Source organism: Anabaena lutea FACHB-196 (assembly GCF_014698305.1).
GTDB classification, from domain to species: Bacteria; Cyanobacteriota; Cyanobacteriia; order Cyanobacteriales; family Nostocaceae; genus Anabaena; species Anabaena lutea.
In genome coordinates this window covers 189867-202502 of sequence record NZ_JACJST010000006.1, presented here as the reverse complement: position 1 = coordinate 202502, position 12636 = coordinate 189867, and the positions used below count along the sequence as shown (strand labels likewise).

General features: G+C 40.5%; 13 protein-coding genes. 6 read left to right on the top strand and 7 right to left on the bottom strand.

The window, feature by feature from the left end; translation table 11 throughout:
• Positions 1-3 precede the first annotated feature (3 nt).
• Together rlmB and H6G59_RS09080 are read left to right on the top strand one after the other, a co-directional pair.
• Complete coding sequence (gene rlmB / locus H6G59_RS09085; protein ID WP_190713581.1) at positions 4-987, top strand: 23S rRNA (guanosine(2251)-2'-O)-methyltransferase RlmB; 984 nt, start codon at positions 4-6, stop codon at positions 985-987.
• A gap of 88 nt (positions 988-1075) precedes the next feature.
• The gene (locus H6G59_RS09080) at positions 1076-1378 is read left to right on the top strand and encodes a DUF1816 domain-containing protein (RefSeq protein ID WP_190713684.1); all 303 of its coding nucleotides are present in this window, start codon (positions 1076-1078) and stop codon (positions 1376-1378) included.
• Between the two features lie 237 nt (positions 1379-1615).
• Here the strand turns inward: H6G59_RS09080 and H6G59_RS09075 are convergent, their stop codons facing one another.
• The 5 genes from H6G59_RS09075 to H6G59_RS09055 form a co-directional block, all read right to left on the bottom strand.
• Positions 1616-2458: an alpha/beta fold hydrolase gene (locus H6G59_RS09075; protein WP_190713579.1), complete on the bottom strand. Its 843-nt coding sequence runs from the start codon at positions 2456-2458 to the stop codon at positions 1616-1618.
• A 19-nt stretch (positions 2459-2477) separates the two neighbouring features.
• Positions 2478-3182, bottom strand: a complete 705-nt coding sequence (locus H6G59_RS09070) for a CAP domain-containing protein (RefSeq protein WP_190713577.1) — start codon at positions 3180-3182, stop codon at positions 2478-2480.
• 293 nt (positions 3183-3475) lie between these two features.
• On the bottom strand, positions 3476-4222 hold the full coding sequence (locus H6G59_RS09065; RefSeq protein ID WP_190713575.1) for a DsbA family protein: 747 nt from the start codon (positions 4220-4222) through the stop codon (positions 3476-3478).
• Between the two features lie 127 nt (positions 4223-4349).
• Positions 4350-4568 (bottom strand): hypothetical protein, encoded by a 219-nt coding sequence (locus H6G59_RS09060; RefSeq protein WP_190713699.1) that lies wholly within the window; start codon positions 4566-4568, stop codon positions 4350-4352.
• Positions 4569-4787: 219 nt separating this feature from the next.
• On the bottom strand, positions 4788-5042 hold the full coding sequence (locus H6G59_RS09055) for a hypothetical protein (RefSeq protein WP_190713574.1): 255 nt from the start codon (positions 5040-5042) through the stop codon (positions 4788-4790).
• A 234-nt stretch (positions 5043-5276) separates the two neighbouring features.
• Between H6G59_RS09055 and hemC the strand changes: the two genes are divergently transcribed.
• A complete protein-coding gene (gene hemC, locus H6G59_RS09050; RefSeq protein ID WP_190713572.1) occupies positions 5277-6248 on the top strand; it encodes a hydroxymethylbilane synthase in 972 nt (323 codons plus the stop codon).
• Between the two features lie 128 nt (positions 6249-6376).
• A complete protein-coding gene (gene glgA / locus H6G59_RS09045; protein ID WP_190713570.1) occupies positions 6377-7789 on the top strand; it encodes a glycogen synthase GlgA in 1413 nt (470 codons plus the stop codon).
• Between the two features lie 411 nt (positions 7790-8200).
• On the opposite strand, the gene H6G59_RS09040 is transcribed toward glgA, so the two are convergent.
• Positions 8201-9265, bottom strand: a complete 1065-nt coding sequence (locus H6G59_RS09040; protein ID WP_190713568.1) for a D-alanine--D-alanine ligase family protein — start codon at positions 9263-9265, stop codon at positions 8201-8203.
• 632 nt (positions 9266-9897) lie between these two features.
• Between H6G59_RS09040 and H6G59_RS09035 the strand changes: the two genes are divergently transcribed.
• Both H6G59_RS09035 and H6G59_RS09030 read left to right on the top strand, forming a co-directional pair.
• On the top strand, positions 9898-11454 hold the full coding sequence (locus tag H6G59_RS09035; protein ID WP_190713566.1) for an NAD(P)H-quinone oxidoreductase subunit N: 1557 nt from the start codon (positions 9898-9900) through the stop codon (positions 11452-11454).
• 292 nt (positions 11455-11746) lie between these two features.
• Entirely contained in the window at positions 11747-12130 is a 384-nt protein-coding gene (locus H6G59_RS09030; RefSeq protein WP_199331995.1) for a helix-turn-helix domain-containing protein, read from the top strand.
• A 54-nt stretch (positions 12131-12184) separates the two neighbouring features.
• On the opposite strand, the gene H6G59_RS09025 is transcribed toward H6G59_RS09030, so the two are convergent.
• Positions 12185-12586, bottom strand: coding sequence for an ArsR/SmtB family transcription factor (locus H6G59_RS09025; RefSeq protein WP_190713564.1), 402 nt, complete (start codon positions 12584-12586; stop codon positions 12185-12187).
• Positions 12587-12636 lie beyond the last annotated feature (50 nt).

The following is a 12636-nucleotide window of genomic DNA, read 5'->3' as shown; positions in this document are numbered from 1 at the left end:
TCCATGACAAATCAACCAAGAAAAATCAATAGTGCTAGTGAACCCAAACGTGGACAACCCGTGAAAATTAAGGGTAAACGCGTGATTGCTAACCCGATTCGCCATCAAGCCCAGGGAGAAAGCAAACCCATCTCTAGTAAACCACGTATACCTCATCACATTTCCCTGCCCTCCCCAGTCATCAAACCCGCAGAAGATCAAGATAAAGATCATGATCTCATCTACGGTCGTCATCCAGTATTAAGTGCGTTGGAAAGTCAACGTAATCTCAACCGCATCTGGATTACTACTCGCCTTCGCTATGACCATCGTTTTCATCATTTGATCCTCCAAGCTAAAGAAAATGGCTCAGTTATTGATGAAGTTGATCCCAAGCGGTTAGACCAAATCACTGAAGGGGCTAATCACCAAGGAATAGCAGCCCAAATTGCTCCTTATGCCTACGTAGAAATAGAAGATTTAATTGAACAGACAAAATCTGTCTCAGATCCTGTAATTGTTGTCGCTGATGGGATCACTGACCCCCATAACTTGGGTGCAATTATTCGCACAGCCGAAGCCATAGGCGCTCAAGGATTAGTTATTCCCCAAAGAAGGGCTTCCGGGATCACTTCTACGGTGGTTAAAGTGGCAGCAGGTGCTTTAGAAAACTTTTCTGTATCTAGAGTCGTCAACCTCAGCCGTGCTTTAGAACAACTCAAAGAAGCTGGCTTCTGGATTTATGGAACTGCGGCGGCAGGTAGCGAACCTTTGCATACAGTAACTTTCAGTGGCCCTAGTGTTTTGGTAATTGGTGCTGAAGGCGAAGGTCTTAGTATGTTGACACAACGTGGTTGCGATGTTTTAGTATCAATACCTTTACAGGGTAAGACTCCCAGCCTGAATGCATCAGTGGCAGCGGGTATGGCGCTTTATGAAATTTATCGGCAACGTTCGTTAAATACTCACTATCTTGATAAACTACGTACAATTTCTTTGAAAAAATAGGCCGAAAAGAGTATAAAGAAATGTAACAGAGAATAAATCCAACATATTGTTGAACACCCTGTAATACGTTTATAAACTGGTGAAAACCATGAAAACAATTTGGCATAACCTTAAAGAAGGGCTGATTAGTATAGCCAACGGTTTAGGATTAGCTTGGTGGGTAGAGATTGTTACCCAGAATCCTCGTTGCACATACTATTTCGGTCCATTTCTCAGCTCAGTAGAGGCAATAACCGCCAGTAAAGGCTACGTAGAAGATTTGGAAATTGAAGAAGCGCAAGGCATTATGGTCAATGTCAAGCGGTGCAAACCTTATGTTTTGACTATTGCTGAAGACTTGGGGGAAAGGATTGACCGTAAAGTAAAGCCTGCCTTTAGCGGTCAAGTTTAAAAGTAATCATTAGGCGGTCATCTTTCTCAGACTGGTTCTGGGAATGATGACAATAACAATTCAAAATCCAAATCAAAATTCAAAGTCTAAACTTTAACCAAATACCGTGGGTTTAAGTCCCCCGGTTCTATAGCCGGTAAGCTTTGTGTTGGGGTTAAATCCCCATTACAAAACTTAATTACGTATCCCTAGCGGGACCGTAGGCACTATTACGAATTACGAATTACGAATTACGAATTATTTAATTACCTGCGGGTGTGCTTCTAGCCAATTGTCAATATCAGATAGCAACTGTTGGGGAATTTCCCAGGGGAAAAGATGGGCTGTGTTTGGGTAACATTGCCACTGAGAGTTTTTGAGATGTCGTGCAGTTTCTAAGCTGGAATCAGCTGTGATGTGGCGATCTTGGGAACCAGCAAGTACTAAACTAGGGCATTCGATCTGTAGTAGGTCTGGAAGTCGGTTATAGCCAGCTTTAATGGCGCTATAGAGGGCGCGGGTGGCATGAGGAGAGGTTTGTAAATAGGCGTGTATGGCTTCTTTGGCAATGTAACCGTAAGCGGCGGTTGTGTGTTGTTGGATTAGATAACGAAAGAGCGATCGCTTGCCAAAAGTTTCAATATTCCACTGCCAACCAGGTTTGATATAGTTTAATAGCCCCGCAATAGCGGTATAGACATTATCCTGCCAATAAATAGGGGGATGATTGCCCCAAGGTCTAGCTGAAGTTGCTACTAAAATTAGCCCGGTTACACGCTGTGGTAGGCGGAGTGCCAATTCCATCGCCAAAATACCACCTAGCGACCATCCCAATACTAAACATTTTTCAATTTGAAAGCGGTCTAGGAGAGCTTCTAAGTCATCTAAATGGTCTTGCATTTCAAATTTGCTATGACAGCGACTTTTGCCGTATCCTCGCAAATCTGGGGCAAATGTTTGAAAGCGTTTTGATAAATGATTTGTAAACAGAGAAAGATTGCGACCAGTTCCCGGATGACCATGTAAACCCAGAATCGGAAATCCTTGACCTTGGATGTAAACGTTAAGAGGTACTACAGATTCAGAATTATAGCCGCTCATTACTTGCCATTACTCCTGTTTATTTTTCGATGTAGCCGCCTGCATAAGTAATTACACACATATTTCTATAGGATTTATGGGAACCGTAAGCGACACCTGTCACCTTAAAAGCCGGGTTAAAAATGTTTTTTCGATGACCACGTCCGGGTACACCATCATCAATAATTAATTGCATGACGATATCTTGTCCATTGTTGATACCATAGCTAATGTTTTCCCCAGCGGTGGTTTGCCATTTACCATAACGATTAATGCGACTGGCAGAAGTACTACCATCACTACCATTATGTCCTGTATAACCTTTTGCCCCTTGATCTTTGACGTGATCTTTAGCACCTAAAGACATTCCCTTAGAGGCTTTTAATGCACCGACAGGACGGACTGATTTGAGAAATGCGATCGCTTCGTTAACTGGTTTTACTCCTTCTTGGGTAATTAAATAGGTATTGTTAGAAATTTTGACTTTATTACCCTCAAAGCGTTTTTTATAGTTTTCTAAGATGGGTAAGTATGACTGAGGATTAGTTCTGACTTTGTTAGTTTCATCAATCACTTGTTGTTCTAACGGTGACAAGTAACTTTTCTGTGCTAACAAAGTTGAATTATTATGCTCAACTATATCTGGAGTTAATTGTGCTGTTGATTGTCTAGATTGCAGTAGTTGATGATAAAAACTAGCTCCTAGAGTAATCGGCAAAAATATCCAAAATCCCAACTTCCGCATTTAATAACCTCACAATTTAATTTCGATCAATTTCTATGTTAAGAGATTAACCAACACCTGCACCAAGTTCTGAAAAGCCCCACTTTTCTAAAGTAAGGGCATTGTGACTATTATATATAAAGGATAAAGTGTTATACCTTTTTTCTGATGAAGTTGCATAAAATCAGATTTCCAGGACGACAACTATCTATAGATATAGATATCTGTAGAGTGTTTTCTACGAGAGTACGCAAATAAATACCAGATGAATTCATGGATTATCTGATTTTGTGCAACCTCAGATTCAATTGGGATTACTTCTCAGTTGTCAATATCTTCTCGATTTCCGATAGTTGAATTGGTCTTGCCAAATTATTACTATTGAGTATGAAGGAAGGTGTGCCAGCAAGTCCCAATTTATAAGCCATTTGCAGGTCTTTTTTAATTGCTTCCTCAGCCACATTTAGATCAGCTTTAAATTTTGCTAAATCCAATTTTAGATTGTTAGCAATATCTAAATATAAAGTTTCACCTAGCTGCTTTTGGTTAGTAAATAAAGCATCTTGATATTGCCAAAATTTACCTTGTTGTAATGCTGCCCAAGCTGCTTTTGCTGCTGGTAAAGCTTGGTCATGAATTTGAGCTAGTGGCAAATGTTTATAAACTAAAGTAAATTTATTTGGATACTTTGCTAACAAGTCTTTCAAAGTTTTATTTGCTTCGGCACAATAGGGACATTCAAAGTCAGAAAACTCGATTAGGATAGTTTTTGATTGTGTCGAACCTGTGGTGGGAGAATCACCTATTACGGCTGGAGTATTAGTTTGGAAATCCTGTAAAAAAGCCTGTCTTGCTTGCTGTACTTGCTGCTGCTGTTCTTGTTGATATGCTTGCACAGATTCGATAATTATTTCTGGGTGTTGGCGGATAATTTTTAGTACTTGCTGTTCTAATTGGGGATCAATTTTGGTATCAGCTTGAGCAGGAAGTGACCAGCTAAGACTCAAACATAATAAGCTACAAATTGCCCAGATACGCAGGGTGTGAAATATTTGAAACATGGGAAAATACTAGAAAAATTGTACTATCTTAGTATCGCTGAAAATGAGTTAAAAAACATAGTGATGATATATCTAATCTGCCATTTCTCTAATTTTCTTCCGAAAGGCTATGGCCGCATCTAAAGGATCATCGGCTATTACATATTGCGCTTTCTATGACTCCATCTAAATATGTAACTCTATATTGCAGACTGTCACCTAAATCATTGAGTAAAGCTTCATAATTTTCCCACTTAACGCCAGTGATATAGGAATCCGGTTTAGTTTCTGAATTTACTTGTAGAGGTAGGGAACAGGGAACTCTTAACAGAGAAGAAGGAATCAAGGTATACGGAGTTTTGTTCAAAATTCAAATAGGAGTCCTATAGTTTGCCGTTCTTCTGGATCTTCAGCTTGTAATAGTTCAGATAATTCTTGAAGTAATACCATGACGGGTTTAAAACCTGAATTATTGCTAAATTAATTATAACAAAGAAAATATAATGATGTTTGTAAAATCCAAATTGAATTTTAAATTTAATAAGTTTTCAATTTATCTGAAATTGATGATGTCACTCGATTAATATTATTGAAGCAGCATCTGCATAAGTATCAAATGCAATTGAGCGCAGGTAATAAATAAGTTACCCAAAAACCGTAGATTTAATGGTAATAATTTATCTGACACTAAGAAGCGAATAGGGAAAATGAGAAATCCCAGAGCAGACAATCCTGCACCCATAGTATAAATACTAATTCCCCGGTATTCATTAGCTAAGAAAAATAAAAATACCAGTGTGATTGATTGCAAAATAGATGCCACACTAACCATGATCGACATGGTGCTAATATCAATCGTTATTATAGTAGCTGAAAAATTCTGCATATAAGCATACAAGTAAATGATTGAAAATCTGATATTTCAAAATATACTTAAAGTTTTACCAGCCTTGAGGCTGTTGTTGTCTTAGCAAAAATGTAAACAAATGTAAAGACGTTAGTTCAATCAAGTAAGTCACTCCCTGCGGTAGTCTAGATAAATGCTAATTTATTGCCTGGTTTGACATATAGTTTTATGACTTCAGTTTCTAGTCCTGCACGCACTATTCGTATTGGTTCACGTAAAAGCCAACTTGCTCTAGTTCAAACATACTGGGTACAGGAGCAACTCCAGAAAAGCTTTCCCGACATTACTTTTGAAGTCCATACCATGTCTACCCAAGGGGACAAAATCTTGGATGTAGCATTGGCCAAAATTGGCGATAAAGGACTATTTACCAAGGAATTGGAACTGGGAATGATCAATAAAGAGATTGATTTTGCTGTACATTCTCTCAAGGATCTACCCACGAACTTACCAGAAGGATTAACACTAGCAGCTATTACAGAACGGGAAAACCCCGCAGACGCGGTGGTGCTGCATGAAAAGTATAAAGGTCAGCAAATAATCGAGACTTTACCAGCAGGTGCGGTGATTGGTACTTCTTCCCTACGAAGACTGGCACAGTTACGCCATAAGTTCCCTCATTTTACATTTAAAGATGTTCGGGGCAACTTAATTACACGCATGGAAAAACTGGATAAAGGTGAATATGATGCTTTAATTTTAGCGGTAGCTGGTTTAGAAAGATTGGAAATGAGCGATCGCATTCACCAAATTCTCCCCCCAGAAATCTCTCTCCATGCAGTCGGACAAGGTGCTTTAGGGATTGAATGTCGTGCTGATGACACTGAAGTAATTTCTTTACTGAAAGCCATTGAACACCCACAAACACGCGATCGCTGTTTAGCTGAAAGATCATTTTTACGAGTTTTAGAAGGCGGTTGCCAAGTTCCCATTGGTGTAAATACAGAAATCAAGGGTGATGAATTAACACTAAAAGGTCTAGTTGCCAGCGTTGATGGTCAACGACTCGTTAAAGATACTGTTACAGGTGCAGCTGCCGATGCCGAAAAATTAGGAGCAGAACTAGCCAGTATTCTACGCCAACAAGGCGCTACAGAAATTTTGGAGGAAATCTTTACCGATATCCAACGCGGCTCATAAGGTGATAGGTTACACACAATAGGTAACAGGCAAAACAAAAATTTGCGATTTGCGATTTGCGATTTGAGTTAATCAATCCAAAATCCAAAATCCAAAATCCAAAATCCAAAATCGAATTACCAATTACCATGAAAATTTTATTTGTTGCAGCGGAAGCTGCTCCCATTGCCAAAGTTGGCGGAATGGGTGATGTTGTAGGTGCATTACCCAAAGTCTTAAGAGAAATGGGACATGATGTACGGGTATTTTTGCCTTACTATGGCTTTCTCCCAGACAAAATGGAGGTTCCTAAAGAACCGATATGGCGCGGATATGCAATGTTCCAGGAGTTTGCCGTTTACGAAACTGTTCTACCTGGTACTGATGTTCCCTTGTATTTATTTGGACATCCAGTCTTTCTACCCCGCCGGATTTATGGTGGAGAAGATGAAGATTGGAGATTTACCTTATTTTCTAATGGTGCAGCGGAATTTTGCTGGAATTACTGGAAACCGGAAATTGTCCATTGTCACGATTGGCACACAGGAATGTTGCCAGTATGGTTGAACCAATCTCCAGATATCACCACCGTCTTTACCATTCATAACTTGGCATATCAAGGGCCTTGGCGTTGGTATTTGGAGAAAATTACTTGGTGTCCCTGGTATATGCAAGGACACAATACAATGGCGGCCGCAGTTCAGTTTGCCAACAAGGTGAATACAGTTTCTCCGACTTATGCAGAGCAAATTAAAACCCCTGCTTACGGAGAACAAATCGAAGGTTTGTTGTCTTTTATCAGCGGTAAGTTATCAGGGATTATCAACGGTATAGATACTGAAGTTTATAACCCCGGCAATGATAAATACATCACCCAAACTTTCACCACCGAGACCCTAGACAAACGCAAAGCTAACAAAATTGCTTTGCAAGAAGAAATGGGCTTAGAAGTTAATTCTGGTGCCTTTTTGATTGGCATGGTAAGTAGGTTGGTAGAACAAAAAGGTCTGGATTTGGTTTTACAAATTTTAGACCGCTTTATGGCTTATACAGATGCTCAATTTGTCTTGTTGGGAACAGGCGATCGCTATTATGAAACCCAAATGTGGCAACTCGCATCCCGCTACCCTGGACGCATGGCAACTTATCTGCTGTATAACGATGCCCTTTCTCGTCGTATTTACGCTGGTACTGATGCCTTCTTAATGCCTAGCCGTTTTGAACCTTGCGGTATCAGTCAAATGATGGCTTTGCGTTATGGTTCTGTACCAATTGTCCGTCGTACAGGTGGATTAGTGGACACTGTATCACATTACGACCCAGTAAATGAGGCAGGTACTGGTTATTGCTTTGACCGTTATGAACCCTTAGACCTTTTTACCTGCATGATTCGCGCTTGGGAAGGTTTCCGGTTCAAACCGCAATGGCAAGAATTACAAAAACGCGGTATGAACCAGGACTTCAGTTGGTATCGTTCTGCCAAGCAATACGATAAACTGTACAGATCTATCTACGGCTTGCCAGAAGAAGAGCCAGAGTTAATTTTAACCGAGGCTGTATAGAAGGTGACAGAAGAGGACGCGGAGAGTGGGAGACGCGGTGACGCGGAGAGTCTCCTGTGTCCGACGTTCGACGCAAATGGTTTCAAGCCCCCGACTACAGTCGTGGAGAAGAAAAAAGACATTCCTTGCTGGAATCCCCTGGCTTTAGACATGGGGTATAAGAGCGTAAGAGTGTCTTCTTCAAAGAGTTAAAAGTCTGTTGGTGTCTAAGTTTTATCGTCAGTTTATTTCCTAACAACCTTGGTAGTTGCTGTACCCAATTAAGATGAAGCTGCATAGAATTCTGAGATCAATAATAATTGACCGCAGATATAACACCCGTAGGGTGGCTTCTCCAAAAATACGCAGATAAATGCAGATAAATCAATGAATTTCATGATTCTATGCAGCTTCACAGAAAATTGGCAATTGCTATATTTTGGCAGCAGAATGTCTTTCCATCGCTAGTTGAATCAATTGATCTACGAGTTGGGGAAAGGGAACACCAGTATTTGCCCAAAGTTGAGGATACATACTTGTTGCGGTGAAACCTGGTAAAGTATTAATTTCGTTAATCAAAATTTCCCCGGTAGCTTCGACATAGAAAAAGTCAACCCTCGCCAAACCAGCAGCGTCAACGGCTGCAAAGGCTTGTAATGCCATTTCCTGGATTTTCTGGACAATTGCTTCTGGGAGATTTGCGGGAATGAATAGATCGGCTTTACCTTCGGTATATTTAGTTTCGTAATCGTAAAAATCGCTATCAAAAGTAATTTCGCCAATTACAGAAGCTTTGGGGTTATCGTTCCCTAAGACGGCGCATTCTACTTCTCTGGCCACAACTCCTGCTTCTACTATAATCCTTCTGTCATAAGTGGCGGCATTATCTAAGGCTGCTTCTAATTCTCGGCGCGATCGCACTTTGGTAATTCCCACCGATGATCCTAGGTTAGCAGGTTTGACAAAACAGGGATAGCCTAATGTTGCTTCAATTTCATCACATAATTTGGGAAACACACAAGAATTTGACCAAACTTGCTCCCTAGTTATGGCTTTATATTTTACTTGTGGTAGTCCCGCTTGGGCAAAAGCGGTTTTCATGCCGATTTTATCCATTCCTGTAGCTGAACCTAACACCCCAGAACCCACAAAAGGCTTTTGCATTAAAGTGAGTAAGCCTTGAATTGTACCATCTTCTCCGTTTGGTCCGTGGAGAATCGGAAACCAAAGCTCAATTTCTGCGGTTAGGGGTGGAAATTGCCATAAATTAGGTGTAACGGCGGGATTTTCCATAGCCACACCTGATTCTAAAACCTGTTGTGCAGTTTCCCCAGCTTGCCAAAAGCCATCTTTTTGGATGTAGAAAGGCAGAATTTCGTACTTATTGCTATTTTCTTCTGCACTTAAGGCTTTAGCGATCGCTCTTGCTGAAATTATTGAAACTTCATGTTCTCCAGAACGTCCACCAAACAGCAAGCCCACCCGCAGCTTAGTCATCTTCTGTCCCTCAATACTTCTAAAGCAGATAGCGTACCACAAGATATCCAACTTCTCAGAGAAATGCTTCTTTCAGCTGGGTGATAACATAGCTCAGTTCAAAGGCGGTATTTTAAAATTCACCACAAGCTGCGGAAATTTCACTGCACATACGATTTAAATTGCCCCTTTCAAGATTTGGAAATATCTTACCGCCCTCTAGAATTGAGATTGGAATCATTTTCTCGAAGATATGTGGGGGTTGCGAACCGATGAAGTATTGGGTAATTCTTTGTTTGACCTCGATATTGGTTTACCAATTGGGAAATTACGCTCTCCCATTCTTGATGCTCTCTCACAAAGAACGATTTCAAGAAATGGTTGTAAATGCACTCAACCGTCGAGGTAGAACGATCAGATGTTACAACAGGGAATTCTTAATTTTCCCCGCGTCACCACCTCTTTGCGTCACCCCCTCTCCGCGTCTTTGCGTCTCTCTGCCCCCTATGTTTATAAGTAAAATTATTAATGTTCACTCTCTAACCAGCATCTGGGAGTTTAAAACATACGGATAAATGCAATTTTGGTCAAGAACTATAGATAGAATGAACAGAGTTAGCCTTAATATCTAATCTCCAGAACCTATACAACTCATGGATTTTGCTAATATTGCATCCCAGTTAAATGCGGGAACGATTTTACCAGAGGGGATTGTAATTATCACCCTCTTGGGGGTTTTGATTGTGGATTTGATTTTGGGGCGTACATCTTCACGCTGGATTGGATATCTAGCGATCGCAGGTTTACTGACTGCAATTGTCGCCCTATACTTCCAATGGGATGCTACCAATCCTATCGGCTTTACCGGCAGCTTTAATGGAGACGACCTCAGTATTATCTTTCGCGGTATCATTGCTCTGTCTGCCGCTGTGACAATATTGATGTCAATTGGCTACATTGAGCAGAGTGGGACTGCATTAGCCGAATTCATCGCCATTTTGATGACTGCGACTTTGGGAGGAATGTTTTTATCAGGTGCTAGTGAGTTGGTGATGATTTTCATCTCCCTAGAAACCTTGAGTATTTCCTCTTATTTGTTGACAGGTTATACCAAGCGTGACCCTCGCTCTAATGAAGCGGCGCTGAAATATCTGTTAATTGGAGCTTCCAGTACAGCAGTATTTCTGTACGGTGTATCATTGCTGTATGGTTTATCCGGTGGACAAACAGAACTGAGTGCGATCGCTCATGGTATTGCTGCCGCTAACGTCAGTCAATCTTTAGGTTTAGTAATTGCCCTCGTTTTCGTCATTGCCGGGATTGGTTTCAAAATCTCCGCTGCACCCTTCCACCAGTGGACACCAGACGTTTATGAAGGCGCTCCCACCCCAGTCATCGCTTTTTTATCCGTTGGTTCCAAAGCAGCAGGTTTTGCTCTCGCTATCCGCTTATTGACGGTAGTTTTCCCCCTCGTCGCTGACGAATGGAGGTTTGTTTTCACCGCCCTTGCAGTGCTGAGTATGGTTTTGGGTAACGTCGTTGCTCTAGCCCAAACCAGCATGAAACGGATGTTAGCTTATTCATCCATTGCCCAAGCAGGTTTTGTGATGATTGGCTTAATTGCTGGGACTGATGCCGGATATTCCAGTATGATATTTTACCTACTGGTCTACCTATTCATGAACCTGTGCGGCTTTACTTGCGTGATTCTGTTCTCTCTGCGGACAGGAACTGACCAAATAGCCGAATACTCAGGTTTGTATCAAAAAGATCCACTTCTCACTCTAGCATTAAGCATCTCTCTCTTATCCTTGGGTGGTATTCCCCCACTAGCAGGGTTTTTTGGGAAGATTTACCTATTCTGGGCAGGTTGGCAAGCTGGTCTTTACTGGTTAGTCTTGCTGGGCTTAGTGACCAGCGTTGTTTCCATCTACTACTACATTCGTGTAGTTAAGATGATGGTAGTCAAAGAACCCCAAGAAATGTCCGACGTGGTCAAAAATTATCCCCAAATCAGTTGGAATTTACCTGGATTTAGACCTTTACAAGTGGGTTTGATCACAACTTTAATCGCTACTACCGTGGCGGGTATTTTGTCAAATCCGTTGTTTACTTTAGCGAATAATTCAGTTGCTAATACTCCCATATTGCAAGCTGAAAAAATTGCCAGTACTCAAGCAAGTGCAATTATCACTGAACAAGCAGAGTAATTCTCGGTAATAGGTAATAGGTAATTGAAAATATCAATTACCTATAGCCTAAGAGACTTACAAATAAAAAAATACCCCATTGCTTTTAGGTCAAGGAGAAGGCTCAAAAAAGTCGTTTTGATTCTGTGAAATTGGATAATTTATTTTTTGGTGTTCCCTAAGGAAACGCCAAGGGTTAATTAACAGTAGCCCAAAAGCTAACAATTACTACCAATTATTCACTTATTCTCCCAGTTAAAGTCATCTGCTCTTGTCTTGTGGCTCAGTGCGGATTTGGCTGTAAAATACAATCATGCTACTAGGATTCAAGACCGAACTGAAGGTAAGCAAGCAACAACGTCTACTACTGGCACAACACGCAGGAGTAGCCAGACACGCTTGGAATCAAGGTTTAGCATTATGTCAACAGGTTCTCATACATAACAAACTTAATCCTCAAGATAAAATCAAATTTCCCACAGCCATAGATTTACACAAATGGTTAGTAGCAGCCATTAAATCTACCCATCCTTGGTATTATCAAGTATCAAAGTGCGCCCCTCAATACGCATTAAGATATCTGTCAGATGCCTTTAAATCCTTCTTCAATAAAAGTTTTGGCTTTCCCAAATTTAAGAAAAAAGGGAGACATGATTCTTTCACCTTAGATGGTGCAATTCACATTGAATTGTGTTAAGCAATTAAAAATTCAAAATTCAAAATTTAAAATCTAAAATCTAAAATCTAAAATCTAAACTTCATCCAGGTGTTCTGCTAAAGAACTGTATAAATTAATGATGTGACTGTCAGCCAAACTGTAATAAACATTTCGCCCTTCTCGACGATAGCTGACTAAACGTTTGGCTTTTAATAATCTTAGTTGATGACAAACCGCTGATTCGCTCATTTTCATCAACGCTGCTAAATCGCAAACACATAGTTCTTGGTTTGCTAAAGCAGATAGTAGACGCAGACGGTTCGGATCTGCTAATACACCAAAGATTTCTGCCATCTGCTGCGCTTTATCTGTAGGTAGAATTTGTGACTGAGTTAAGCGGACATTATCTAGATGTATTAAATGATTGTCACAAGTGGGCGTGACATCACCACTTTGTAGTAACTCGTTTTCTGACTTTGAACTTCGCTTATTCATCACTTTTTTGTTTAGCAGCAATGGTAATCAATATCAATATTTATATTAAC